This is a genomic window from Pseudomonas sp. KH_017 (assembly GCF_057840285.1).
On the sequence record NZ_CM174509.1, the window covers coordinates 1108394 to 1132913 of the forward strand.

At 62.3% G+C, this 24520-nt stretch carries 24 protein-coding genes; 12 read left to right on the plus strand and 12 right to left on the minus strand.

Translation table 11 applies throughout. From position 1 onward, the window contains the following. The first annotated feature begins 4 nt into the window (after window positions 1–4). On the plus strand, window positions 5–316 hold the full coding sequence (locus AC3IT6_RS04990) for a YqfO family protein (protein WP_008053216.1): 312 nt from the start codon (window positions 5–7) through the stop codon (window positions 314–316). Window positions 317–502: 186 nt separating this feature from the next. Here AC3IT6_RS04990 and nagE read toward each other — a convergent pair whose 3' ends face one another. From nagE to AC3IT6_RS05025, 7 genes are all read right to left on the minus strand, one after another. After that, window positions 503–2218, minus strand: a complete 1716-nt coding sequence (gene nagE, locus AC3IT6_RS04995; RefSeq protein WP_489354478.1) for an N-acetylglucosamine-specific PTS transporter subunit IIBC — start codon at window positions 2216–2218, stop codon at window positions 503–505. Between the two features lie 29 nt (window positions 2219–2247). Beyond that, complete coding sequence (ptsP, locus tag AC3IT6_RS05000) at window positions 2248–4764, minus strand: phosphoenolpyruvate--protein phosphotransferase (RefSeq protein ID WP_489354479.1); 2517 nt, start codon at window positions 4762–4764, stop codon at window positions 2248–2250. A 153-nt stretch (window positions 4765–4917) separates the two neighbouring features. After that, complete coding sequence (locus tag AC3IT6_RS05005) at window positions 4918–5940, minus strand: SIS domain-containing protein (RefSeq protein ID WP_223444092.1); 1023 nt, start codon at window positions 5938–5940, stop codon at window positions 4918–4920. After that, window positions 5921–7027: an N-acetylglucosamine-6-phosphate deacetylase gene (nagA, locus tag AC3IT6_RS05010; protein WP_489354480.1), complete on the minus strand. Its 1107-nt coding sequence runs from the start codon at window positions 7025–7027 to the stop codon at window positions 5921–5923. The genes AC3IT6_RS05005 and nagA overlap by 20 nt, the downstream gene beginning before the upstream one ends. 17 nt (window positions 7028–7044) lie before the next feature. Further along, window positions 7045–7776 (minus strand): GntR family transcriptional regulator, encoded by a 732-nt coding sequence (locus tag AC3IT6_RS05015; RefSeq protein ID WP_046040977.1) that lies wholly within the window; start codon window positions 7774–7776, stop codon window positions 7045–7047. Window positions 7777–8070: 294 nt separating this feature from the next. After that, window positions 8071–8574, minus strand: a complete 504-nt coding sequence (locus AC3IT6_RS05020) for a L,D-transpeptidase family protein (RefSeq protein WP_489354481.1) — start codon at window positions 8572–8574, stop codon at window positions 8071–8073. Between the two features lie 121 nt (window positions 8575–8695). Continuing rightward, window positions 8696–9247 carry an NUDIX hydrolase gene (locus AC3IT6_RS05025; RefSeq protein ID WP_056721207.1) on the minus strand — a complete coding sequence of 184 codons (552 nt, stop codon included), beginning with the start codon at window positions 9245–9247 and terminating at the stop codon, window positions 8696–8698. Window positions 9248–9261: 14 nt separating this feature from the next. Between AC3IT6_RS05025 and AC3IT6_RS05030 the strand changes: the two genes are divergently transcribed. From AC3IT6_RS05030 to tadA, 11 genes are all read left to right on the plus strand, one after another. After that, entirely contained in the window at window positions 9262–9405 is a 144-nt protein-coding gene (locus AC3IT6_RS05030) for a hypothetical protein (protein ID WP_172435319.1), read from the plus strand. Further along, window positions 9395–9994, plus strand: coding sequence for a CoA pyrophosphatase (locus tag AC3IT6_RS05035; protein WP_150754488.1), 600 nt, complete (start codon window positions 9395–9397; stop codon window positions 9992–9994). Before AC3IT6_RS05030 ends, AC3IT6_RS05035 begins: the two co-directional genes overlap by 11 nt. 71 nt (window positions 9995–10065) lie before the next feature. Beyond that, a complete protein-coding gene (locus AC3IT6_RS05040) occupies window positions 10066–10590 on the plus strand; it encodes a gamma carbonic anhydrase family protein (RefSeq protein ID WP_218429474.1) in 525 nt (174 codons plus the stop codon). After that, the gene (locus AC3IT6_RS05045) at window positions 10587–10802 is read left to right on the plus strand and encodes a DUF1289 domain-containing protein (protein ID WP_489354482.1); all 216 of its coding nucleotides are present in this window, start codon (window positions 10587–10589) and stop codon (window positions 10800–10802) included. The genes AC3IT6_RS05040 and AC3IT6_RS05045 overlap by 4 nt, the downstream gene beginning before the upstream one ends. A gap of 185 nt (window positions 10803–10987) precedes the next feature. After that, window positions 10988–11455, plus strand: coding sequence for a VUT family protein (locus tag AC3IT6_RS05050; protein ID WP_095943066.1), 468 nt, complete (start codon window positions 10988–10990; stop codon window positions 11453–11455). Between the two features lie 87 nt (window positions 11456–11542). After that, on the plus strand, window positions 11543–12724 hold the full coding sequence (purT, locus tag AC3IT6_RS05055; protein WP_489354483.1) for a formate-dependent phosphoribosylglycinamide formyltransferase: 1182 nt from the start codon (window positions 11543–11545) through the stop codon (window positions 12722–12724). 200 nt (window positions 12725–12924) lie between these two features. Next, window positions 12925–13473, plus strand: a complete 549-nt coding sequence (locus AC3IT6_RS05060; protein ID WP_489354484.1) for a sugar ABC transporter ATPase — start codon at window positions 12925–12927, stop codon at window positions 13471–13473. Window positions 13474–13590: 117 nt separating this feature from the next. Next, complete coding sequence (guaB, locus tag AC3IT6_RS05065; RefSeq protein ID WP_008053208.1) at window positions 13591–15060, plus strand: IMP dehydrogenase; 1470 nt, start codon at window positions 13591–13593, stop codon at window positions 15058–15060. A 99-nt stretch (window positions 15061–15159) separates the two neighbouring features. Continuing rightward, entirely contained in the window at window positions 15160–16737 is a 1578-nt protein-coding gene (guaA, locus tag AC3IT6_RS05070) for a glutamine-hydrolyzing GMP synthase (protein WP_150754483.1), read from the plus strand. A gap of 201 nt (window positions 16738–16938) precedes the next feature. Beyond that, window positions 16939–18315, plus strand: a complete 1377-nt coding sequence (locus AC3IT6_RS05075) for a multicopper oxidase family protein (protein WP_489354485.1) — start codon at window positions 16939–16941, stop codon at window positions 18313–18315. Beyond that, window positions 18315–18812, plus strand: coding sequence for a tRNA adenosine(34) deaminase TadA (tadA, locus tag AC3IT6_RS05080; protein WP_489354486.1), 498 nt, complete (start codon window positions 18315–18317; stop codon window positions 18810–18812). The genes AC3IT6_RS05075 and tadA overlap by 1 nt, the downstream gene beginning before the upstream one ends. 130 nt (window positions 18813–18942) lie before the next feature. Here tadA and cmoB read toward each other — a convergent pair whose 3' ends face one another. The 5 genes from cmoB to lon form a co-directional block, all read right to left on the minus strand. After that, window positions 18943–19899, minus strand: coding sequence for a tRNA 5-methoxyuridine(34)/uridine 5-oxyacetic acid(34) synthase CmoB (gene cmoB / locus AC3IT6_RS05085; RefSeq protein ID WP_489354487.1), 957 nt, complete (start codon window positions 19897–19899; stop codon window positions 18943–18945). After that, window positions 19896–20675, minus strand: a complete 780-nt coding sequence (gene cmoA, locus AC3IT6_RS05090) for a carboxy-S-adenosyl-L-methionine synthase CmoA (protein WP_489354488.1) — start codon at window positions 20673–20675, stop codon at window positions 19896–19898. The genes cmoB and cmoA overlap by 4 nt, the downstream gene beginning before the upstream one ends. A 74-nt stretch (window positions 20676–20749) precedes the next feature. Beyond that, window positions 20750–21385, minus strand: a complete 636-nt coding sequence (locus AC3IT6_RS05095; RefSeq protein ID WP_489356482.1) for a lysoplasmalogenase — start codon at window positions 21383–21385, stop codon at window positions 20750–20752. A gap of 2 nt (window positions 21386–21387) precedes the next feature. Beyond that, window positions 21388–21780, minus strand: coding sequence for a protease inhibitor I42 family protein (locus tag AC3IT6_RS05100; RefSeq protein WP_489354489.1), 393 nt, complete (start codon window positions 21778–21780; stop codon window positions 21388–21390). Window positions 21781–22065: 285 nt separating this feature from the next. Continuing rightward, complete coding sequence (gene lon, locus AC3IT6_RS05105) at window positions 22066–24483, minus strand: endopeptidase La (protein ID WP_489354490.1); 2418 nt, start codon at window positions 24481–24483, stop codon at window positions 22066–22068. Window positions 24484–24520 lie beyond the last annotated feature (37 nt).

The following is a 24520-nucleotide window of genomic DNA, read 5'->3' on the forward strand; positions in this document are numbered from 1 at the left end:
CGCCGTGTACAAGCTCAGTTTTTTTGTTCCCGACAGTCATGTCGAAGTGGTCAAAAGTGCCGTATTCGCCGCCGGTGGCGGACGGATCGGTGCTTACGACCACTGCGCATGGCAAGTGTTGGGCCTCGGCCAGTTTCGCCCACTGGATGGCAGTCAGCCATTCATTGGCGAGGCAGGGCAGGTCGAGCAGGTCGAGGAATGGAAGGTTGAGCTGGTGGTGGCGGATGAGTTGATTCGCTCGGTGGTGGCGGCTCTGAAACAGAGCCATCCCTATGAGACACCGGCTTATGAAGTATGGCGGTTGGAGGATTTCTGATCTTCCTGGCTGCTGAAATGAGAAACCCGCTGAAAGTGATTTCAGCGGGTTTTTTATCGCCCAGGATTCAGTGGTGTCAGTGAGGGCCTCATCGCGAGCAAGCTCGCTCCCACAGTGGTCCGGTGTATGCAGATCCAATGTGGGAGCGAGCTTGCTCGCGATGGCGGCCTGTCAGGCACCAAGAATCTAAACCTTGGCACTCACCTCACTACGATTGACCAACGCCTCCAGCGCCTCGCTCAAACTCGGTGCCTTGTCGCCAATCAGCAGATGCCACACGCCACCGTCCAGCTGACTCACACCCTGGCAACCCAATGCTTTCAAATCACACTCCGACAACGCCTTGCCATTGTCCAGTTGCAGGCGGATGCGGGTCATGGCGATGCAGTCGAGTTGCAGCACGTTGTCGCCACCACCCAGGGCATTGAGCCATTGCTGCGCCTCGGGTGTCGCCACGGCGGCAGGTGGCGGTGCGTCGATTTCTGCCGCTGGTGACGACACCAATGCGCGACCCAGCGCCGGCATCGCCAGGCGAATCTCATCGGCAATCGCGTCGGCCATCGGCCCCACCACCACCTGCAAACTCCCGCCCTTGCCCGGACGCACCACAGCCATGGCGCCGAGCGCTTTCAAGTCAGTATCCGAGGCCTTGTTGCGATCCACCATGTCCAGGCGCAAGCGCGTGGTGCAGGCGCCGACGGTGATCAGGTTTTCGGCACCGCCCAAGGCCTTGATGTAAGCTCCGGCGCGTTCATTGTCGGCCACCGCAACCTGCGGGGTGGCAGCACTGGTTTCACGGCCCGGGGTTTTCAGGTCGAAGCGGCGAATACAGAAATCAAACACCACGTAATAGATCACGGCATACGCCAGGCCCACCGGGAACACCAGCCAGCCGTTGGTGGACTTGCCCCAGCCAAGGATCATGTCGATGAAGCCGCCGGAGAAGGTGAACCCCAGGTGGATGTTCAGCGCATTGGTGATGGCCATCGACAGGCCGGTCAGCAACGCATGCAGCAGAAACAGCAATGGCGCGAGGAACATGAAGGCGAATTCGATCGGCTCGGTGACGCCGGTCAGGAACGCGGTCAACGCCATCGACAGGAAGATCCCGCCCATCACCTTGCGCCGCTCCGGCAGGGCGTTGCGGTACATCGCCAGGCAGGCGGCGGGCAGGCCGAAGATCATCATCGGGAACATGCCGGTCATGAACTGGCCGCCTTTCGGGTCGCCGGCGAAGTAGCGCGACAGATCGCCAGTCACCAGCGCGCCGGTGGTGGGGTCAGTGAAATTGCCGAACACGAACCACGCCATGTTGTTGAGGATGTGGTGCAGGCCGGTGACGATCAGCAGGCGGTTGAACACACCGAAGACGAACGCGCCGAAGCTGCCGCTTTCCATCATCAGCGTGCCGAAGCTGTTGATGCCGTGCTGGATCGGCGGCCAGATATAGCCGAACACCACGCCCAGGCCCACGGCGGCGAACCCGGTGGCAATCGGCACAAAACGCCGGCCACCGAAGAACGCCAGGTACTCCGGCAACTTGATGTCCTTGAAGCGGTTGTACAGCGCGCCGGCCATCAGGCCGCTGACTATCCCGGCGAGCATGCCCATGTTGATGCTCGGGTCGAGCACTTTGAGGGTGGAGATCATCACCAGGTAGCCGATCACCCCGGCGAGCCCCGCCGTACCGTTGTTGTCCTTGGCGAAACCGACCGCGATGCCGATGGCGAAGATCATCGCCAGGTTGGCGAAAATCACCTGGCCGGCGTCGTGGATGATCGCGATGTTCAGCAGGTCGGTATCGCCCAGGCGCAGCAGCAGGCCGGCAATCGGCAGGATCGCGATCGGCAGCATCAGCGCGCGGCCGAGGCGTTGCAGGCCTTCGATGAAAAGTTGGTACATGGCGGTTCTCCGTGGATTCTTGTTGTTCTTTAGCTCAGAGGCCAATGCTGGTGACAGGCATGACGCACCGCGCTGGCGCTGCTCAGCTTGAGCAGGCCCTGGCTGATGCGCCGGCATTCGCTGGCGTCGAGATGACGCACGCGGTCCTTGATTTCCCCGATCTGCACCGGGCTCACCGACAACTCACTGACCCCCAGGCCGATCAACACCGGCGTGGCCAGTGGATCGGACGCCAGTGCGCCGCATACGCCCACCCAACGGTTGTGCTGTGCCGCTCCGGCGCAGGTCTGGGCGATTAGCCGCAGCAGTGCCGGGTGCAGCGCATCGACGCGGGCGGCGAGCCCTGCGTGGTCGCGGTCCATGGCCAGGGTGTATTGCGACAGGTCGTTGGTGCCGATGGACAGGAAGTCCGCGTGTTCGGCCAGTTGCTCGGCCAGCAGCGCGGCGGCCGGAACTTCGATCATCACCCCCAGCTCCGGGCGTTGCGCCAGGCCGAGTTCACCGCACAAGGCGTCGAGGCGCTGGCGGATGTGCAGCAGTTCATCGACTTCCGTGATCATCGGCAGCAGGATCCGACAACGCGACAGCGGGCGCAGGTGCAGCAGTGCGCGCAGTTGCTGGTCGAGCAGTTCAGGGCGAACCTGAGCCAGGCGAATGCCGCGCAGGCCGAGCACCGGATTGGCCTCGGCGGGCAGTGGCAGGTAGTCGAGTTGCTTGTCGCCGCCGACGTCGATGGTGCGGATGATCACCAACTTGTCGCCCATGGCATCGAGCACCGCTTGATAGGCTTGGTGTTGTTCCTGTTCGTCCGGGGCGGTGTGGCGGTCGACGAAGAGAAATTCGGTGCGCAGCAAGCCGACGCCGTCGGCGCCATTGGCCAGTGCGTCTGCCGCTTCCGTGCTGGACGCCACGTTGGCGGCGACTTCGATGCGCAGGCCATCGCTGGTCAGTGCCGGTGTGTGGGCCTGGGCCTGCTGTTCGGCCCGGCGTTGTTGCTGTTGCTGTTGCAGCTGGCGCACGTCGGCCAGACGCTCCGCACTGGGTGTCAGTTCGAGGCGGCCACCGTCGGCGTCCAGCACTACCGCTTGCCCCTGTTGCTGATCGAGCAGCGTCGAACCCAGTGCGACCATGCACGGCAGGCCTTTGCCCCGGGCCAGAATCGCCACGTGGGAGGTCGCGCCACCTTCGGCCATGCACAGCCCGGCGACGCCTTGCTGGCTCAGTTGCAGCAAATCCGATGGCGTCAGTTCATGGGCCGCGACGATGGCGCCGGCCGGCACCTCGTAATGCCAGGTATCGCCGAGCAATGCGCGCAGCACCCGTTGCTTGAGGTCGCGCAGGTCGTTGGCGCGCTCGGCCAGCAGCGTGCTGCCGGTTTGCTGGAGGACTTCGCATTGCACGTCGATGGCCTGGCTCCAGGCATGGGTCGCAGCCGTGCCCAAGGCGACGGTTTGACTGGCGGCGTCCAGCAAGGCCGGGTCTTCGAGCAGCGCGAGGTGCGCGGCGAAAATCGCCTCTTCAGCGGTGTCCTTGTGTTTTTTCGCCTGGGCCAGCGTGTGCTCGATTTCGCTGCGCACCTGGCTCCGTGCCGCGTCCAGCACTTGCTGTTGTTGCTGCGGATCATGGTGGCCGGCATCCACCGGCAGGCTGATCGCATTCAGGCGAAACAGCGGCCCACCGACCAGGCCGGGTGCCGCGCAGACGCCGTGCAACACGCCGGCTTCGGCGGGGCGATTGCGTTGGGCAATCGTGGCTGGCGCGGCGGCGTGGTGGTCTTCAGCCAGGGCTGTGGATAACGCGGTCAACAAGGCTTGCAGCGCGGCTTCGGCGTCCGGGCCCTGGCAACTGACCTGGACTTCTGCCTGTTCGCCGATGGCCAGCCCCATCAGGCCGATCAGGCTGTCGCAGGTGGCCGACTTGCCGGCGAAATGCAGCTGCGATTTGCTTTTGAATCCTTGTGCGGTCTGACGGATCAACGCCGCCGGCCGCGCGTGCAGACCGCCACGGTGAGCGATGCGCACCAGACCGACAATCTCTGCGCCGGCAAACTCGGCATCGACCTGTGCGCTCGACGTCTGTCGACGAATGATGTGCAGCAGCGGCTCGCCGACCTTGACCGACTTGAGGGTGATGGGGCGTGCCTGAAAGTCCTGGCTGTTGGTGAGGATCAGCAGGCTGACCAGGCTCTTGCACTGTTGCGCGACCTTGTCCAGGTCGTAGCGCAGCAGCGGTTGGCCGTTGGCGACGCGCGCGCCTTCCTTGACCAGCATCGAGAAGCCCTGGCCCTGCAACTCGACCGTGTCGAGGCCCAGGTGCAGGAGCAATTCCGCGCCGTTATCGGCACGCAAGGTTACCGCGTGACCGGTGCGGGCGACATGCACCACCACGCCGGCGCAGGGGGCGTGGAGTGTGTCGTTGAGCGGATCGATGGCGATGCCGTCACCCATGGCACCGCTGGCGAACACCGGGTCCGGGACTTTGGCGAGCGTGAGCACCGGGCCGCTGAGCGGGGCGCTTAAGGTCAGCTCTTTATTGTTGTTATGCATGGCTCGGTCTCATAAAAAAATACGGTTCGGATCAACGTGCCCCTGTAGGAGCGAGCTTGCTCGCGATGGACTAAAGAACGCCGCGCTTATCCAGCAAACGCGCGTTTTCGTTGACGACCATCGCGAGCAAGCTCGCTCCTACAGGGGGGGCGTTCAGTGCGTACGCGTCACTTTGCTCAGGTGTCGCGGCTGGTCCGGGTCCATGCCACGGGCCACGGCCAGGCCGGCGGCCATTACGTAGAAACTCTGGATCGCGAGAATCGGGTCGAGGGCCGGGTGTTCGGCGCGGGTCAGGGTCAGGTCGCGTTCAAGCACGTCATCCGGCGCGGCCAGCAGGACCCGGGCGCCGCGTTGGCGCATGTCGGCGGCCAGGCTCAACAAACCAGCCTGTTCGGCACCCCGTGGGGCAAACACCAGCAGCGGGTAGTTGTCGCCGATCAAGGCCATCGGACCGTGACGGACTTCGGCGCTGCTGAAGGCTTCGGCCTGGATCGCCGAGGTCTCCTTGAACTTGAGCGCAGCTTCCTGGGCGATGGCGAAACCGGCGCCACGGCCGATCACCATCAGCCGCTGGCAATCGCGCAAGGCGTCGATGGCCGGGCTCCAGTCCTGTTGCGCGGCGTGGCGCAGGCCATCGGGCAAGGCAGAACCGGCCTCGAGCAATTCGGCGTCTTCTTTCCAGTGGCCAATCAACCGGGCGCTGGCGCTGAGGGTGGCGATAAAACTCTTGGTCGCGGCGACGCTGCTTTCGGTGCCGGCACACAGTGGCAGGCTGAATTCGCAGGCAGCTTCCAGCGGCGAGTCTTCGGCGTTGACCAGCGAAATGCTCAAGGCGCCGCGCTTGCGCAGCAGGCGCAGGCTGTTGACCAGGTCCGGGCTTTGCCCCGATTGCGAAAAGGCGAATGCCACCTGGCCGCTGACCTTCAAGGGCGCCTGCTGCATGGTCACCACCGACATCGGCAGCGACGCCACCGGGATGCCCAACAGTTGCATGGTCAGGTAGGCGAAGTAACTGGCGGCGTGGTCGGAGCTGCCGCGCGCCACGGTCATGGCCACTTGCGGCGGCTGACGACGCAGGCGCCCGGCGATCTCGATCATCTGCGGGTCGAGTGTTTGCAACTGGGCCTGCACGGCCTCGAACGAGGACAGCGCCTCTTCAAGCATTTTTGAAGTCAATGTCTTCTCCTTCGACCATGACAGCGGTCAGTTTCAGTGAGCGATCCAGCCGCACGCAGTCGGCCCAGGCCCCCGGTTGCAGGCGCCCGCGTTCGGTGATGCCGAGGTAGTCGGCGGGGAATTGCGACAGGCGCTGCGAGGCTTCGGCGATGGGCAGGCCGATCTTCACCAGGTTGCGCAGGGCCTGATCCATGGTCAGCGTGCTGCCGGCCAGGGTGCCGTCGGGCAGGCGCACGCCGCCCAGGCATTTGGTCACGGTGTGGCTGCCGAGCTTGTACTCGCCGTCAGGCATGCCGGCGGCGGCGGTCGAGTCGGTGACGCAATACAGGCACGGAATCGAACGCAGGGCCACGCGGATGGCACCGGGGTGCACGTGCAGCAAATCCGGGATCAGTTCGGCGTATTTGGCGTGGGCCAACGCGGCGCCGACGATCCCCGGTTCGCGGTGATGCAGCGGGCTCATGGCGTTGTAGAGGTGGGTGAAACTGCTGGCGCCGGCCTCCAGTGCGGCCACGCCTTCCTCATAACTGCCCAGGGTGTGGCCGATCTGCATGCGGATGCCGCGGTTGCTGAGGTCGCGGATCAAGGCATCGTGACCGGCGATTTCCGGGGCAATGGTAATCACCCGGATCGGTGCGAGTGCCAGGTACGCTTCGACTTCGGTCATCAGCGCGGTATGGGCGAAGTTGGGTTGCGCGCCGAGTTTGCCGGGGTTGATGTAGGGGCCTTCGAGGTGCACGCCGAGCACCCGGGCGCAGCCTTGGGGTCGCTGCTCACAGAACTCGCCGACGGCCTTGAGCACGCTGGATATCTCGTCGCTCGGTGCGGTCATGGTGGTGGCCAGCAACGACGTGGTGCCGAAGCGCACGTGGGTACGGGTGATGGTTTCGAAGGCCGGCGCGCCTTCCATGATGTCCTTGCCGCCGCCGCCGTGAACGTGCAGGTCGATGAAACCCGGCAGCAGGTACGGCAGATCATTGTCCGCCGGATCGCAGGGCTGGCCTTCGATCGACACGACTTTGCCGTGTTCGTGCACCAGTCGGCCGCGAACCCAGCCGTGGGCGGTGAGGATGTTGTCTTCTGACATGTCGGGATCTCGGTTTTTTATCTACGAAGCTCTGCGACAAAGTCGTAGTAGTCGTTACGGCAATAGGTGTCGGTGACTTCGATGGGCGTGTTGTCTTCGAGGTAGCCGACCCGGGTCATCAGCAACATGGCGGTGCCGGGGGCAATGCCCACCAGCGCGGCGAACTCGTCCGAGGCGTTGATCGCCTGGATGTGCTGCAGGGCGCGGACCACCGGTTTGCCGATGCCGTCGAGGAACTCATAGAGGGAATCGCCCACCGCCTGCGGCTTGGGAATGATCGAGGCGGGCAGGGTACTCATCTCGATGGCCATCACCGTGTCGTCGGCCTTGCGCAGGCGTTTGAGGCGCGCAACCTTGTCGTTGGGCGACAGGCCGAGGCGGATCAGCTCTTCGTGGGTCGGCAGGGTGATTTCCCGTTCCAGCCATTGCGAACCGGGCACGAAACCCTTGAGGCGGAGCATTTCACTGAAACCGGAAAGGCGCGACAACGGTTGTTCGAGGCGCGGCGTGATGAAAGTGCCGGAGCCCTGGTTGCGGCGGATCAGGCCTTGTTCGAACAACACCTCCAACGCCTTGCGGGCGGTGACGCGGGAGATGCCCAGCGTCTCGCTCAAATTGCGTTCCGATGGCATCGCCTGCTCGGCTTTCCACTGGCCGGCGTGGATCGCCGCTTCCAGATTGCGTGCCAGTTGCAGGTACAACGGCGTGGGTTGGGTGTCGTCGGGGCGCAGGGCCTGGAGATCGTTCATGGCGGGTGTCCGGGGCGGATGTTGGAATGTTTTTGCCCGTGAATGGGCGAAAACTAATACCACTTGAATACCATGTCAACGCCAGAGCTTTGCTGTTTGTGTAGGGAAACCTGCCTTGCCGGCTGGTTGGAATGGGGGTTGGTTTGAAGTGGTATTAGAGGAGGGTATTTTGAAGGCAAAGATCGCAGCCTGCGGCAGCTCCTGCAGGCGAGATTGGTATCAGCCCTGCAGGCGCTGCCGAAGGCTGCGATCTTTTGAATTTATTTTTTGCGGGCGACCAATGGTCGTGGGGAATTACGGGCGGATTTCGATCATCGTGCCGTCCGGCACCAGGTTCCAGACTTCGCGCATGTCCATGTTGCGCATGGCGATGCAGCCGTCGGTCCAGTCCAGGGTGTGGAACAGGTTTTCCGGGGTGTCTTCGCTGTCCGGGGTGCCGTGGATCATGATCATGCCGCCGGGCTCGACGCCTTCACGACGGGCGCGGGCAGAATCGCTGATGTTCGGGTAGGAAATGTGCATCGCCAGGTTGAAGCGGTCGCTGATCTTGCGCCAGTCGACCCAGTAGAAGCCTTCCGGGGTGCGCTTGTCGCCTTCCATCAGCTTCGGCCCCTTGGGACGCTTGCCCAGGGAAATGCGATAGGTCTTGAGCGGCTTGCCGTCATTGATCAATTGCAATTGATGGGAAGACTTGAGAATCAGGATCTTCTCGATGACCTTGCCGTCCAGGGTTTCCACGGCAGAAGCCTGGGACACCGTGACAAACGACAAACAGAACAGGGCAAGCAACCAGCGCATTGAAACGATTCCCCAGGAGGTGTCGCGACTATTTATGTATAGAAGTTTTTGCAGGAGCTGTCGCAGGCTCGTGCCGCGTTCGGGCGATCTTTCGGCGCCTTTGTGTGATGCCGAGATGACATCAGATAATGGCAGGCTGAGCAAGTGGCGGGATCGATTCAGACCGAACGGGATAGACCTCGGTCCGCCGGTCAGCGAAGAAGCATTCTAAGGTACGGCCCACCGTGCGGAAAGCCAGCTCATCCCATGGAATGTCCGCTTCGTCGAATAGTTGCACTTCCAGGCTCTCGGGGCCGGCAGAAAAGTCCAGGTCCGCAAGCGTGGCACGGAAGAACACATGCACCTGGCTGATGTGCGGTACGTCGATCAGGGTATAGATGCTCAGGTTGCGCACCCGGGCGCAGGCTTCCTCGGCGGTTTCGCGAATGGCGGCCTGTTCGATGGTCTCGCCGTTCTCCATGAAGCCGGCGGGCAGGGTCCAGTAACCGCGACGTGGCTCGATGGCCCGCCGGCACAACAACACCTTGGTACCCCAGGTCGCCACGCAGCCGGCGACGATGTTGGGGTTCTGGTAGTGAATGGCGTGACAACTGTCGCAGACAAAACGCAGTCGCGAATCGCCTTCGGGAATGCGCTGGGTCACCGGGTTACCGCACTGGCTGCAAAATTTCATGCTGGGGTTCCTGAATGCTGCGCCTATCTTGGCGTGCGGCAGTGCCGGTCGGCAAGTTGTCGTTTCGCGACATGGGGCGGTTGCGGGGGTTGGGCGGCCGCAGCGATTGGTGCATGATGCCGGGTAAGGCACAGATCGAGAACACTCATGCTGGATGAGCTACTGCATCGGGTTAGTAACCACACTCCACGCACACTGGAGACCGACCGTCGTTTTCCCGAGGCCGCGGTGCTGGTGCCCATCACCCGCAGTGACGAGCCCGAGCTGGTGTTGACCCTGCGTGCCAGCGGCCTGTCGACCCATGGCGGCGAAGTCGCCTTCCCCGGTGGGCGCCGTGACCCCGAAGACCCTGACCTGATTTTCACCGCCCTGCGTGAAGCCGAAGAAGAGATCGGCCTGCCGCCGGGGCTGGTCGAGGTGATCGGCCCGCTCAGCCCGCTGATCAGCCTGCATGGCATCAAGGTCACGCCCTATGTCGGGGTGATCCCGGATTTTGTCCAATACCAGGCCAACGATGCCGAGATCGCCGCGGTGTTCAGCGTGCCCCTGGAGTTTTTCCGCAAAGACCCCCGCGAACATACCCATCGCATCGATTATCAGGGCCGCAGCTGGTACGTGCCGAGCTATCGCTTTGGCGAATACAAGATCTGGGGGCTGACGGCGATCATGATCGTCGAGTTGATCAACCTGCTGTATGACGCCAAAATCAGCCTGCATCAGCCTCCCAAAAGCTTTATCAATATCTGAAGCCATCGTTCGAATGGCCTGAATCCTGGTTTTGCTGAAAAAAGCCTGCCTGAGCCTTGAGGAATACCACAATGAAATACCGCCTGGGCGACGCCCGCGTCGAAACCCATCCACAGAGCTGGGTCGCACCCAATGCCGTGCTGGTGGGCAAGGTCAAGCTGGAAGAGGGCGCCAACGTCTGGTTCAACGCCGTATTGCGCGGCGACAACGAATTGATCCTGATCGGCAAGAACAGCAACGTCCAGGACGGTACCGTGATGCACACCGACATGGGCTACCCGCTGACCATCGGCACCGGCGTGACCATCGGCCACAACGCCATGCTCCACGGCTGCACCGTCGGCGACTACAGCCTGATCGGCATCAACGCGGTGATTCTCAATGGCGCGAAGATCGGCAAAAACTGCATCATCGGCGCCAACTCGCTGATCGGCGAAGGCAAGGAGATTCCGGACGGATCGCTGGTCATGGGGTCGCCCGGCAAAGTGGTGCGCGAATTGACCGAGCCGCAAATCAGGATGCTGGAGGCCAGCGCTGCTCACTACGTGCACAACTCGCAGCGCTATGCCCGCGACCTGGCCGAGCAGGAACAATGACCACCACCGAACGCCCGGTAGCATCGCCCTGCGTGAATATTTGTGCGCTGGACGACGATGATGTCTGTACCGGTTGCCAACGCACGGTGGAGGAGATTACCCGCTGGAGCCGCATGGACAACGACGAGCGGCGCAAGGTGCTGGGGTTGTGTCATGAGCGGGCCAAGTCCAGTGGGTTGATCTGGATGCTCCCTGGGAAATCTGGCGCCTGACAGGCCGCCTTCGCGAGCAAGCCCGCTCCCACATATGATCTGTGGCGTACACAAGACCAATGTGGGAGCGGCGGTGCGACGATTCGACTTGCTCGCGAAGAGGCCGGCACAGTCGCCACTTCTATTGGCCCAAAGCCATCCCTGAAGTACCCTGTGCACAAAATTGACAGGTACTTGTACACGCCATGCTCTTCCTGATCGCCTACATCAGCAGCGTCGTGCTGATCAACTACGCCTTTTCCACCGCGCCGCACCTGGACATCATCTGGTCGGCCTGGGGCGGGCTGGTGTTTGTGTTGCGCGACATGGTGCAAGCCCGATTCGGGCATGGCGCCCTCGCGGCGATGCTGGTGGCGCTGGTGTTGTCCTATGTCACCTCTGATCCGTCCATCGCCTTGGCCAGCGCCACGGCGTTCGCGGTTTCCGAGTGCATCGACTGGCTGGTGTTCAGCATCACCAGGCGTCCGCTGCATGATCGCCTGTGGATAAGTTCGGCCCTGAGCATTCCCCTCGATACCTTTATCTTTTTCGGCATGATCGACGCCCTGACGCCGGGGGTGATCCTCACCGCCCTGGGTTCGAAATTCGCCGGGGTCACCGCCGTGTGGCTGATCATGGCCTGGCGCCTGCGCAAACAGGCTGTCGTCGGCTGAAGTTCATGTAAAATGCCGCGCTTTCTCCCCATGGGAAGCGCGCATGGCGACGCGTCCCTCGATGATCCGCTCCTTGAGGACCTTCAGATGACCCGTATCGGAACCCCATTGTCGCCGACCGCGACCCGCGTATTGATGTGTGGCTGTGGCGAGTTGGGCAAGGAAGTGGTGATCGAGCTGCAACGCCTGGGCGTTGAAGTGATTGCCGTGGACCGCTACGCCAACGCGCCGGCCATGCAGGTGGCGCACCGCAGCCACGTGATCAACATGCTCGATGGCGCTGCCCTGCGTGCCGTGATCGAAGCCGAGAAGCCGCACTTCATCGTGCCGGAAATCGAAGCCATCGCCACCGCGACTCTGGTGGAGCTGGAGGCCGAAGGTTTCAATGTGATCCCGACCGCCCGCGCTGCGCAATTGACCATGAACCGCGAAGGCATCCGTCGCCTGGCCGCTGAAGAGCTGGACCTGCCAACCTCGCCGTACCACTTCGCCGACACCTTCGAGGACTACAGCAAAGCCGTCGAAGACCTCGGTTTCCCATGCGTGGTCAAGCCGGTCATGAGTTCCTCGGGCAAGGGCCAGAGCCTGCTGCGCAGCGCCGATGACGTGCAGAAAGCCTGGGATTACGCCCAGGAAGGCGGCCGTGCCGGTAAAGGCCGGGTGATCATTGAAGGCTTCATCGATTTCGACTACGAAATCACCCTGCTGACCGTGCGCCACGTCGGCGGCACCACCTTCTGCGCGCCGGTCGGCCACCGTCAGGAGAAGGGCGACTACCAGGAATCCTGGCAGCCGCAAGCCATGAGCGCGATTGCCCTGGCTGAGTCCGAGCGTGTTGCCAAAGCCGTGACCGAAGCCTTGGGTGGCCGTGGTCTGTTCGGCGTCGAGCTATTCATCAAGGGTGATCAGGTGTGGTTCAGCGAAGTCTCGCCGCGCCCACACGACACCGGCCTGGTGACCCTGATCTCTCAGGACCTGTCGCAGTTCGCCCTGCATGCACGGGCCATTCTCGGTCTGCCGATCCCGTTGATCCGTCAGTTCGGGCCTTCGGCCTCGGCGGTGATCCTGGTGGAAGGGCAGTCGACCCAGACCGCTTTCGCCAACCTGGGCGCCGCCCTGAGCGAACCGGACACCGCGCTGCGCCTGTTCGGCAAGCCTGAAGTCAACGGCCAGCGCCGCATGGGCGTGGCCCTGGCGCGCGACGAATCGATCGAAACCGCCCGCGCCAAGGCGACCCGTGCTTCGCAGGCGGTTGTCGTAGAGCTGTAAAACTTCTCGGGCAAGTCTGCAATCCCTGTGGGAGCGGGCTTGCCCGCGAAGGCGTCGGCACATCAAACATAGGTGTTGACTGACCCACCGTCTTCGCGGGCAAGCCCGCTCCCACAGGATCGGTGCCAGGCATCAGGTCTGGGTCGACCTATAATTTGTGGATGCTCAAGTCCCTTTATCAAAGCTCCAGGCCTGTACCCATGAATTCCCAAAGCATCATCGTCCCGAAAATCTCCACCCTGCCGGTGCACGAACCCCGGGCCCGGGCCGTCGTGCGTTGGCTGGTGCGCAAGAACATCATCGAGGAAGAACTGACCACCTGCGGCCGCACCGGCAATCGCATGGCCCACGCCATCGCCGACGGTGCCCGCGCAGTGGTCCTGCACCCCGAAGCCCTGCCGTTCGGCGAGCCGATCAATGGCCTGGAGATCATCACCAAGCGTTGCATCTATACGCCTGCCAAGGGTTTCCTTGAAGAGGCGGGCTGCGCCGAGTGCCGCAAGGAAATCGGTGAGGCCCTGTTCGAAAGTCTGGAAGACTGGATGCCGGGGCGTACCGACAACTTCACCTGCCCCGAATGCGGGCATGAAGACGACATCAACGGCTTCCTGTTCCTGCAGGAATGCGGCTTCTCCAACCTCGGTTTCATCTTCAATAACTGGGCCGAAGCCGGGTTCAAGCAGGGCTTTATCGATGAATTCGCCGATTGGCTCGATCAGCCGGTCAGTTGGGTGAAAGTCGAGTTGTAGACGGCGCCAATCTCCGTATGTCAGTAATGCCAATAATAGACAGAGTTTTACATTGAACCCGAGGGGGTGTCTGACTATAATGGCGCGCTTCCATTTTCCCGCTCGGGAGCCCCCGCGATGCTGCGTATCAGCCAAGAAGCTCTGACATTCGACGACATTCTCCTAGTGCCCGGTTATTCCGAGGTGCTTCCTAACGAAGTCAGTCTCAAGACCCGCCTTACCCGTGGCATCGAGCTGAATATTCCACTGGTTTCCGCCGCCATGGACACCGTCACTGAAGCCCGTCTGGCAATCGCCATGGCTCAGGAAGGTGGTATCGGTATCATCCACAAGAACATGACCATCGAGCAGCAAGCTGCGGAAGTCCGCAAGGTCAAGCGTTACGAAGCTGGTGTGGTCAAAGACCCGATCACCATCGTCGCCGACGCCACCGTGCGCGAGTTGTTCGAACTGACCCGCATGCACAACATCTCCGGCGTTCCGGTGCTGCACAATGGCGACCTGGTCGGCATTGTCACCTCCCGTGACGTGCGTTTCGAGAACCGTCTGGAAGCCACTGTCCGTGAAGTGATGACGCCTAAAGAGCGTCTGGTCACGGTCAAGGAAGGCGCCGACAAGAACGATGTGCGTGAACTGCTGCACAAGCACCGCATCGAACGCGTGCTGATCGTCGACGACAAGTTCGCCCTCAAGGGCATGATGACCGTCAACGACATCGAAAAAGCCAAGGCTTACCCGCTGGCCAGCAAGGACGATCAAGGTCGTCTGCGTGTTGGCGCTGCAGTCGGCACCGGTAAAGACACCGGTGACCGCGTTGCCGCCCTGGTCGCTGCCGGCGTTGACGTGGTGGTGGTCGACACCGCTCACGGTCACTCCAAGGGCGTGATCGACCGCGTTCGCTGGGTCAAGCAGAACTTCCCTGAAGTGCAGGTCATCGGCGGCAACATCGCCACCGGCGCTGCCGCCAAGGCCCTGGCCGAAGCCGGCGCTGACGCAGTCAAGGTCGGTATCGGCCCTGGCTCGATCTGCACCACCCGTATCGTCGCCGGTGTCGGCGTGCCGCAAATCAGTGCCATCGCCAACGTCGCCGCTGCCCTTGAAGGCACTGGCGTACCGTTGATCGCCGACGGCGGCATCCGTTTCTCCGGTGACCTGTCCAAGGCCATCGTAGCCGGTGCTTCCTGCGTGATGATGGGCTCGATGTTCGCCGGTACCGAAGAAGCGCCGGGCGAGATCGAACTGTTCCAGGGCCGTTCGTACAAGGCTTACCGCGGCATGGGTTCGCTGGGCGCCATGTCCCAGGCTCAAGGTTCCTCCGACCGTTACTTCCAGGACTCCTCGGCAGGCGCCGAGAAGCTGGTTCCGGAAGGCATCGAAGGGCGTGTTCCTTACAAAGGCACCCTGAGCGCGATCATCCACCAGCTGATGGGCGGCCTGCGTTCCTCGATGGGCTACACCGGCAGCGCCGACATCGAAGAAATGCGCACCAAGCCTGAGTTCGTGCGGATCACCGGCGCTGGCATGGCCGAGTCCCACGTTCACGACGTGCAGATCACCAAGGAAGCGCCAAACTACCGCGTAGGTTGAGCCTTCAAGCAACAAGCTAAGCAACCGGGGCTGTTTTATTCAGCCCCGAGTTGTTTCTGAATCACGACTGTTTCCGAATTTTTTAGACGAGACTGAATCATGGCCCTCGACATTCACGCCCACCGCATCCTGATCCTCGACTTCGGTTCCCAGTACACCCAGCTGATCGCCCGCCGCGTGCGTGAAATCGGTGTGTACTGCGAACTGCACCCGTTCGACATGGACGAAGATGCGATCCGCGAATTCGCTCCTAAAGGCGTCATCCTCGCCGGCGGCCCGGAGTCGGTTCACGAAGCCAACAGCCCGCGCTGCCCGCAAGCGGTGTTCGACCTGGGCGTGCCGGTCTTCGGTATCTGCTACGGCATGCAGACCATGGCCGAGCAACTGGGTGGCAAGGTTGAAGGTTCCGAGCTGCGTGAGTTCGGTTATGCCCGCGTTGACGTAGTCGGCAAGAGCCGCCTGCTCGACGGCATCGAAGATCACATCGACGCCGATGGCCTGTTCGGCCTCGACGTGTGGATGAGCCACGGTGACAAAGTCACGAAGATGCCGGAAGACTTCCACATCCTGGCCAGCACCCCGAGCTGCCCGATTGCCGGTATGTTCAACGATGCTCGCGGCTACTACGGCGTGCAGTTCCACCCGGAAGTGACCCATACCAAGCAAGGCGGTCGCATCCTGTCGCGCTTCATCCTCGACATCTGCGGCTGCGAAGCCCTGTGGACGCCATCGAAGATTGCTGAAGACGCCATCGCCCAGGTTCGCGCCCAGGTCGGCACCGACAACGTCCTGCTCGGCCTGTCCGGCGGTGTTGACTCCTCGGTGGTTGCCGCGCTGCTGCACAAGGCCATCGGCGACCAGCTGACCTGCGTGTTCGTCGACAACGGCCTGCTGCGCCTGCACGAAGGCGAGCAAGTGATGGCCATGTTCGCCGAGAACATGGGCGTCAAGGTGATCCGCGCCAACGCCGAAGAGCAGTTCCTGAACAACCTGGCCGGCGAAGCCGACCCGGAGAAGAAGCGCAAGATCATCGGCCGCACCTTCATCGACGTGTTCGATGCCCAGTCCAACAAACTGGACAACATCAAGTACCTGGCCCAGGGCACCATCTACCCGGACGTGATCGAGTCGGCTGGCGCGAAAAGCGGCAAGGCCCACGTGATCAAGTCGCACCACAACGTGGGCGGCCTGCCGGAAGAGATGAACCTGAAACTGGTCGAGCCACTGCGCGAACTGTTCAAGGACGAAGTCCGTCGTCTGGGCCTGGAACTGGGCCTGCCGTACGACATGGTCTACCGTCACCCGTTCCCGGGCCCGGGCCTGGGCGTACGCATCCTCGGTGAAGTGAAGAAGGAATACGCCGACCTGCTGCGTCGCGCCGACCACATCTTCATCGAAGAACTGCGCAAGGCCGACTGGTACCACAAGGTCAGCCAGGCCTTCGTGGTGTTCCAGCCGGTGAAATCGGTCGGCGTGGTCGGCGATGGCCGTCGTTACGCCTGGGTCGTAGCCCTGCGTGCCGTAGAGACCATCGACTTCATGACCGCGCGTTGGGCACACCTGCCTTACGAACTGCTGGAAACCGTTTCCGGCCGCATCATCAATGAAATCGAGGGCATCTCCCGCGTCACCTACGACGTGTCGAGCAAGCCGCCGGCGACCATTGAGTGGGAATGATCCCGCGCCAGCCCTGAGGGCTTGAGCGCCGGATAAAAAGCCGTGTGAACGAGAGTTCACACGGCTTTTTGCATTGCTGTGGGACCTTCCTGCGGCCCGTCGTCACGCCCGCTCTGCTGTTTCTTTCACAATTGCAGGTGTATCGTATTCGCCTTTTGCGGGCCGCCGGGCCTGTTGCTGATACGTGAGGTAGTTGAGTTCATGTCGTTTACCCGTCGCCAAATCCTCGGTGGCCTGGCCGGTCTTGTTGTCGTTGGTGTCGGTGCGGGGGGCGCTTCGCGCTACTGGTTGGGCAAGATGGCTGACGCCGAGGCGGGCCACGACTACGAGCTGATTGCAGCGCCGCTGGACGTGGAGCTGGTAGCCGGGCACAAGACCCAGGCCTGGGCCTTCGGCCCGTCGGCGCCGGGCACTGAATTGCGGGTGCGCCAGGGGGAATGGCTGCGGGTGCGCTTCATCAACCATCTGCCGGTCGCCACCACCATTCACTGGCACGGCATCCGCCTGCCGCTGGAAATGGACGGTGTGCCTTACGTGTCGCAATTGCCGGTGTTGCCGGGTGAGTACTTCGATTACAAATTCCGCGTGCCTGACGCCGGCAGCTACTGGTATCACCCGCACGTGAACAGCAGCGAAGAGCTCGGTCGTGGCCTGGTCGGCCCGTTGATCATCGACGAACGCGAGCCGACCGGTTTCAAGTATGAAAAGACCTTGAGCCTGAAGAGCTGGCATGTCGACGAGGTGGGCAATTTCGTCGAGTTCAGCATTCCCCGTGAAGCGGCCCGTGGCGGTACGGCGGGGCGCCTGGCGACCATCAATGGCGTGCCGCAAGCGGTGATCGATCTGCCGGCCGGGCAGATCACCCGTGTACGCCTGCTCAACCTCGATAACACCCTGACTTATCGCCTGAACATTCCCGGCGTCGAAGCGCAGATCTATGCGCTGGACGGCAACCCGGTCGAGCCACGACCGCTCGGCAAGGAATACTGGCTCGGTCCGGGCATGCGTATTTGCCTGGCGATCAAGGCCCCGCCGGCCGGTGAGGAGTTGTCGCTGCGTAACGGTCCGGTACGCCTGGGCACGTTCCGTTCAGTGGCCAATACCGATGCGCCGACCGAGTGGCCGCCGGCACTGCCGGCCAACCCGATCGCCGAGCCGGACCTGGCCAATGCCGAGAAACTCAACTTCAATTTCGAATGGGTCGGCTCGGTGTCAGTCAACGTTGATAACGGCAAGCCACCGAGCTTGTGGCAGATCAACGGCAAGGCCTGGGACATCACCGACAAGACCTGCGCCGACCGCCCGATTGCCAAGCTCGAGAAGGGCAAGAGCTATATTTTCGAATTGAAGAACATGACTCAGTACCAGCACCCGATTCACCTGCACGGCATGAGTTTCAAGGTCATCGCCTCGAACCGGCACAAGGTCATTCCGTATTTCACCGACACCTACCTGCTGGGCAAGAACGAGCGCGCGCAGGTAGCGCTGGTGGCGGATAACCCGGGTGTATGGATGTTCCACTGCCATGTGATCGATCACATGGAAACCGGCCTGATGGCCGCCATCGAGGTGGCGTGATGCGTCAGATTCGTCCCGCCGCCATCATCGACCGCAGCCGTGATCGCGAATTCATGCGTGAGGCCCTGGCATTGGCGGCCCAAGGCGCGGCCCTCGGCGAAGTGCCGGTGGGCGCGGTGCTGGTGCAGGATGGAGAGATCATCGGTCGCGGCTTCAACTGCCCGATCACTGGCAGCGACCCGAGCGCTCACGCCGAGATGGTCGCCATCCGCGCCGCCGCCCAGGCCGTGAGCAACTATCGCCTGCCGGGCAGCACGCTGTATGTGACGCTGGAGCCGTGCAGCATGTGCGCAGGCCTGATCGTGCACTCGCGGATTGCACGGGTGGTGTACGGGGCGCTGGAGCCGAAGGCGGGGATCGTGCAGAGCCAGGGGCAGTTCTTCACCCAGGGCTTTTTGAATCACCGGGTGTTGTATGAAGGCGGGGTGTTGGCGCAGGAGTGCGGGGCGGTGTTGAGCGAGTTCTTCAAGGCCCGGCGCGCAAAACCTTCAGACTGAACACGGACCCCCTGTGGGAGCGGGCTTGCTCGCGAAAGCGGTGGGTCAGACACATTCATGTTGACTGACACTCCCTCTTCGCGAGCAAGCCCGCTCCCACATTTTGATCTCCATTGAGCGGGAGATCGGGTTACTTCTTGACCACAATCACCGCCCGCATCGGCGCCGGCAGCCCTTCAACGGTCTTGCTGTGATCCTCGGGGTCGAGGAAGTCACTGAGCGATTGATACTTCATCCACTCCGTCCCGCGCTGTTCCTCGACTGTGGTGGTGCTCACATCCACGCATTTCACATCGGTGAACCCGGCACGCCGCAACCACAGTTCCAGCGCCGGCACCGACGGCAGGAACCACACATTACGCATCTGCGCGTAGCGGTCTTCCGGCACCAGCACCTGATGCTTGTCGCCTTCCACCACCAGGGTTTCCAGCACGAGTTCCCCGCCCTTGACCAGGCAATCCTTCAGCGCCAGCAAATGCTCGATGGGCGAACGGCGGTGGTAGAACACGCCCATGGAAAACACCGTGTCGAAACCTTCGAGGTTCGGCGGCAGGTCTTCGAACGGGAAGGGCAGGTGCCAGGCATTCGGTTCGGACAGGTAGCGTTGCACCGCCTGGAACTGGCAGAAGAACAACCAGTTCGGGTCGACACCGATCACGCTGTCGGCACCGGCGCCGAGCATGCGCCACATGTAATAACCGTTGCCGCAGCCGACATCGAGGATGCGCTTGCCTTTCAGGTCCAGGTGCGGGGCGACCCGCGACCACTTCCAGTCCGAGCGCCATTCGGTGTCGACGTGCACGCCGAACAGGTCGAACGGCCCCTTGCGCCACGGCGACAGGCCCATCAACGCGGTGCGCATTTGCGCGCGGGTCTCGTCGCTGCAGTCGGTGTCCAGCTTCAAGCCATTGAGCAAATCGACTTCGCTCGGCTGGATCTTCGGCAGGGCGTCCAGCGCACTCTGCCAGCGCTCAAGGTCGCCATGACCCTTTTCCATTTTCTTGTCGAGTTGCGCTTGCAGGGTGTTGGCCCAGTCGGCCAGCGGAGTGCCGGCCAGACGGCGGGCGAGGGGGGACAGATCAATCATGGCAAGGCAATCAACGAGGCAAAGTTAAGACACTGGAACCACGGCACGACTTTCGAGAACCCGGCAGCCAGCAGGCGTTCGCGGTGTTCTTCGAGGCTGTCGGGCTTCATGACGTTTTCAATGGCGCTGCGCTTCTGGGCGATTTCCAGCTCGCTGTAGCCGTTGGCGCGCTTGAAGGCGATGTGCAGGTCGGTGAGCAGTGCGTGTTCCTGCTCGTCTTCGAAGCGCAGTTTTTCCGAGAGGATCAGGGCACCACCAGGCAACAGCGACTGACGGATGCGCGACAACAACGCCGTGCGCTGCTCCGGGGCGATGAATTGCAGGGTGAAGTTCAGCGCGACCACCGAGGCCGGCTGGAACTCCAGCGCGAGGATGTCGCCTTCGATCACCTCGACCGGTAGCAACTCCTGGAACATCGAATCCTGACCGTTGAGGTACTCGCGACAGCGTTCGACCATCGCCGCCGAGTTATCCACAGCGATCACCCGGCAACCGTCGGTGCGCACGTGCCGGCGCAGGGCCTGGGTCACGGCACCCAGCGACGAGCCAAGGTCGTAGAGCACGCTGTGGGGCTGGGCGAACTGCGCGGCGAGCACGCCGAGGTTTTCGACGATGGTCGGGTAACCCGGCACCGAGCGCTTGATCATGTCCGGGAACACCCGCACCACGTCCTCGTTAAAGGCGAAGTCAGGCACCTGGGCCAAAGGCTGGGCGAAAAGGCGATCGGGTTCTTTGCTCACGGCGGTTCCAGCGGTGTAGGTGGAAAAGGCCGGCATTTTAGCCAAGTTGGCGCGGGGATGCGCGGGTTGTCTGATAAAGCGGCGAGGGAGCTTGCTCCCTCGCCACAGGGTTAGCGTGTTCTTTGGGAGAAAGCCGAGGCAGTGATCCCCCATTGCCCCAGCCAGTAACTGAGGATGATCACATAAGGCGCCGCGTCGAACGGCACCACAAACCGGCTGATGCCGATCACGCTGTCGGAGAACACAAAGGCCACTGCCCCCGCTGCTGCCAACAGTGCCGAGCGTTTGGGCACGTCGGTCCCGAGGCGGGCCAGGGCGCGCCAGAGCATGGCGCTGATCGCCGTGCCATAGACAATCACTGGAACCAGCAATGGGCCGAGGCCGTTGGAAATCAGAATCCCGAGCAGGACGGCGCCGACACCGAGGGCCAGCACCAGCGGCAGCACGGCCAGGCGTCGGCAATCGCTCAGATAAGCCTTGAGATAAGCCAGGTGCGCGACCAGAAAAGCGCCCAGCCCAAACACGAACAAATCCCCCGGCCATGCCAGCAACACGTCGCCGACCAGGGAGAAAATCAACCCCAGGCTGATCCAGCGTCGATATTCACCGGGCGGTGCGTCGTGCAGCCAGCCGAGCAGGGCCAGCACTGGCAGCGGCTTGACCAGCAGGCACAGCAGAGACGCATGCACGCTCACGCCATAAAGAAAGGTCACCGCGCCCATCAGCGCCAGAATCAGCCAGCCCACGGTCAGTTGACCGAGATCGCGCAGTCGAACGACTCCACCGGCAGCACTTCCGGCGCCCATGGCTGTTGCGAGGTCAGGCGCAAACGCCCGGTGCCAGTCGCAAAAGCCTGAAAGCGCCAGGTCGAGACCCCGGCCGCGCCGACGATGCCGGCATCTTCCGGATTTCGATAAACCTCTGGCCCCAGGGCGTGCAGCACTCCGCCGGCCGAATCCTGGATCGCCCAGCGATAACCCGTGGTCGGATTGCTCGGCAAGGTCAGGATCAGGTTTTGCCCGTTGCTGAGCTGCACCGGACATTCGCTTTGTTTTTCCACGGTCACGTTGTGCGCAGGTTGCATGGCGCATCCGGCCAGCAGGGCGAGGGCGAGGGGGACAAACAGGCGAATGGGGGACATGGGGTCAGGGGCTCCGGCGTTCACGACGAACGGCGAGCATAACTTAAGATGAGACAAAGTGTGACAGTCAGCCTTGGGCTGTGGTGCCAGAGCTGACGCCATCGCGAGCAAGCTCGCTCCCACAGGGTTTTTGCAGTGAACACAAAATTTGTGAACAGCATCGATCATTGTGGGGGAGCAAGGCCTGCACAGGGTTTTGCAGTGAACACAGATTCTGTGAACACCGCCAACCACTGTGGGAGCGAGCTTGCTCGCGATAGCGGTAGTGCAGTCGCTACAGGAACATCAGAAAAGCACCTTCGCCACATCCGCAAACCGCTTGGCAAAGTGCACGGTAATTCCTTCCTTCAGATACTCCGGCAGCTCCTCGAAATTGCCCTGATTCGCTTCCGGCAGAATCAGCTCGAAAATCTTCTGCCGCCGCGCCGCAATCACTTTTTCCCGCACTCCGCCAATGGGCAGTACATGCCCGGTCAATGTCAGTTCGCCGGTCATGGCCACGCCTTTTTTCGGTGGCTGGTTGCGCGCCAGCGACAGCAGGGCACTGGCCATGGTCACGCCGGCGCTCGGGCCGTCTTTCGGGGTGGCGCCTTCCGGCACGTGCAGGTGGACGAAGGCTTCGTCGAAGAACTTCGGATCGCCTCCATAGGACTTCAGGTGCGAGCTGACGTAGCTGTAGGCGATTTCCGCCGACTCTTTCATCACGTCACCCAGTTGCCCGGTGAGCTTGAACCCACGGTTGAGGGTGTGGATGCGCGTGGCTTCGATCGGCAGGGTTGCGCCGCCCATGCTGGTCCAGGCAAGGCCGGTGATCACGCCGACACCCGACAGCACCTGCTCGTTGCGGAACACCGGCTTGCCGAGGGATGTTTCGAGGTCTTTCGGGCCGAGCTTGATCACCGCCTTTGGGTCGTCGAGCAGTTTCATCACCGCTTTGCGCACTAGTTTGCCGAGGTTTTTTTCCAGCTGACGCACGCCGGCTTCACGGGCGTAACCGTCAACCAACGCCTTGAGCGCGCTGTCGCTGATGCTCAGGCTGCCTTTCGACACACCGGCTTTCTCAAGCTGCTTGGGCCACAGGTGACGCTTGGCGATGGCGACTTTTTCTTCGGTGATGTAGCCCGACAGGCGAATCACTTCCATGCGGTCCAGCAGCGGGCCGGGAATCGAATCCAGGGTGTTGGCGGTGCACACGAACAACACTTTCGACAGGTCCATCCGCAGATCGAGATAGTGGTCGAGGAATTCGACGTTCTGCTCCGGATCGAGGGTTTCCAGCAACGCCGAGGCCGGGTCGCCCTGGTAGCTCTGGCCCATCTTGTCGATCTCGTCGAGCATGATCACCGGGTTCATCACTTCGACGTCTTTCAACGCCTGCACCAGTTTGCCCGGCTGTGCGCCGATGTAGGTGCGGCGGTGGCCCTTGATCTCGGCTTCGTCGCGCATGCCGCCGACGCTGAAGCGGTAGAACGGCCGGCCCAGGGATTCGGCGATGGATTTGCCGACGCTGGTCTTGCCCACGCCCGGCGGGCCAACCAGCAGCACGATGGAGCCGCTGATTTCGCCTTTATAGGCACCAACGGCGAGAAATTCGAGGATGCGGTCCTTGATGTCGTCGAGGCCGGCGTGGTGTTTGTCCAGCACCTTGCGCGCGTGCTTGAGGTCGAGTTTGTCCTCGCCGTACACGCCCCACGGCACTGAGGTCGCCCAGTCGATGTAATTGCGGGTCACCGCATATTCCGGCGAGCCGGTTTCGAGGATCGACAGCTTGTTCATTTCCTCTTCGAGGCGTTTCTGCACCTGCGTTGGCAGGACTTTGCCCACCAGCCGCTGTTCGAACTGTTCGAGGTCGGCGCTGCGGTCGTCTTTGGTCAGGCCCAGCTCCTGCTGGATGACCTTGAGTTGCTCCTTGAGGAAGAACTCGCGCTGATGTTCACCGATCTTGCGGTTAACTTCGGCGGAAATCTCTTTTTGCAGGCGTGCGACTTCGACTTCCTTGCGCAGCATCGGCAGGACTTTTTCCATGCGCTTGAGCATCGGCACGCAGTCGAGCACTTCCTGCAGCTCACTACCGGTGGCCGATGTGAGCGCGGCGGCGAAATCGGTCAGCGGCGACGGATCGTTGGGGCTGAAGCGGTTGAGGTAGTTCTTCAGCTCTTCGCTGTACAGCGGGTTGAGCGGCAGCAGTTCCTTGATCGCATTGATCAGCGCCATGCCATAGGCCTTGACCTCATCGGTCGGCTCGGAGGGCTGATGCGGGTATTCGACTTCCACGAGGTACGGCGGGCGGTGATGCTTGAGCCAGGTCTTGAGGCGGACGCGGGTCAGACCCTGGGCGACGAACTGCAGCTTGCCGTTTTCGCGGCTGGCGTGGTGCACCTTGACCAGGGTGCCGTAGAGCGGCAGGGCCGAGGTGTCGAAGTGGCGCGGGTCTTCCTGGGGGCTGTCCATGTAGAACAGGGCCAGGGAATGGTGTTCGGACTTGGCCACCAGGTCCAGGGTCTCGGCCCACGGCTCTTCGTTGACGATGACCGGCAGCACCTGGGCCGGGAAGAACGGGCGATTGTGGATCGGGATGATGTAGACCTTGTCCGGCAGGTTCTGGCCAGGCAGGGCCAGGCCTTTGCCAGGTTTGTGCTGTGGGGCGTTTTCCGGGTCGGCGTATTCGCTTGGGTCTTCGGGGAATTCCTGCTGGTCGCTCATGAGGGCACCTGCGCAATGGGTATGGGTCTTAGATGGG

What these genes read in the sequence shown, in the direction of transcription:
- nagE (WP_489354478.1), bottom strand. Translation starts at nt 2,218, where the DNA reads ATGTACCAACTTTTCATCGAAGGCCTGCAACGCCTCGGCCGCGCGCTG.
- ptsP (WP_489354479.1), bottom strand. Translation starts at nt 4,764, where the DNA reads ATGCATAACAACAATAAAGAGCTGACCTTAAGCGCCCCGCTCAGCGGC.
- nagA (WP_489354480.1), bottom strand. Translation starts at nt 7,027, where the DNA reads ATGTCAGAAGACAACATCCTCACCGCCCACGGCTGGGTTCGCGGCCGA.
- AC3IT6_RS05015 (WP_046040977.1), bottom strand. Translation starts at nt 7,776, where the DNA reads ATGAACGATCTCCAGGCCCTGCGCCCCGACGACACCCAACCCACGCCG.
- AC3IT6_RS05020 (WP_489354481.1), bottom strand. Translation starts at nt 8,574, where the DNA reads ATGCGCTGGTTGCTTGCCCTGTTCTGTTTGTCGTTTGTCACGGTGTCC.
- AC3IT6_RS05025 (WP_056721207.1), bottom strand. Translation starts at nt 9,247, where the DNA reads ATGAAATTTTGCAGCCAGTGCGGTAACCCGGTGACCCAGCGCATTCCC.
- AC3IT6_RS05030 (WP_172435319.1), top strand. Translation starts at nt 9,262, where the DNA reads ATGCTGCGCCTATCTTGGCGTGCGGCAGTGCCGGTCGGCAAGTTGTCG.
- AC3IT6_RS05035 (WP_150754488.1), top strand. Translation starts at nt 9,395, where the DNA reads ATGCTGGATGAGCTACTGCATCGGGTTAGTAACCACACTCCACGCACA.
- AC3IT6_RS05040 (WP_218429474.1), top strand. Translation starts at nt 10,066, where the DNA reads ATGAAATACCGCCTGGGCGACGCCCGCGTCGAAACCCATCCACAGAGC.
- AC3IT6_RS05045 (WP_489354482.1), top strand. Translation starts at nt 10,587, where the DNA reads ATGACCACCACCGAACGCCCGGTAGCATCGCCCTGCGTGAATATTTGT.
- AC3IT6_RS05050 (WP_095943066.1), top strand. Translation starts at nt 10,988, where the DNA reads ATGCTCTTCCTGATCGCCTACATCAGCAGCGTCGTGCTGATCAACTAC.
- purT (WP_489354483.1), top strand. Translation starts at nt 11,543, where the DNA reads ATGACCCGTATCGGAACCCCATTGTCGCCGACCGCGACCCGCGTATTG.
- AC3IT6_RS05060 (WP_489354484.1), top strand. Translation starts at nt 12,925, where the DNA reads ATGAATTCCCAAAGCATCATCGTCCCGAAAATCTCCACCCTGCCGGTG.
- guaB (WP_008053208.1), top strand. Translation starts at nt 13,591, where the DNA reads ATGCTGCGTATCAGCCAAGAAGCTCTGACATTCGACGACATTCTCCTA.
- guaA (WP_150754483.1), top strand. Translation starts at nt 15,160, where the DNA reads ATGGCCCTCGACATTCACGCCCACCGCATCCTGATCCTCGACTTCGGT.
- AC3IT6_RS05075 (WP_489354485.1), top strand. Translation starts at nt 16,939, where the DNA reads ATGTCGTTTACCCGTCGCCAAATCCTCGGTGGCCTGGCCGGTCTTGTT.
- tadA (WP_489354486.1), top strand. Translation starts at nt 18,315, where the DNA reads ATGCGTCAGATTCGTCCCGCCGCCATCATCGACCGCAGCCGTGATCGC.
- cmoB (WP_489354487.1), bottom strand. Translation starts at nt 19,899, where the DNA reads ATGATTGATCTGTCCCCCCTCGCCCGCCGTCTGGCCGGCACTCCGCTG.
- cmoA (WP_489354488.1), bottom strand. Translation starts at nt 20,675, where the DNA reads ATGCCGGCCTTTTCCACCTACACCGCTGGAACCGCCGTGAGCAAAGAA.
- AC3IT6_RS05100 (WP_489354489.1), bottom strand. Translation starts at nt 21,780, where the DNA reads ATGTCCCCCATTCGCCTGTTTGTCCCCCTCGCCCTCGCCCTGCTGGCC.
- lon (WP_489354490.1), bottom strand. Translation starts at nt 24,483, where the DNA reads ATGAGCGACCAGCAGGAATTCCCCGAAGACCCAAGCGAATACGCCGAC.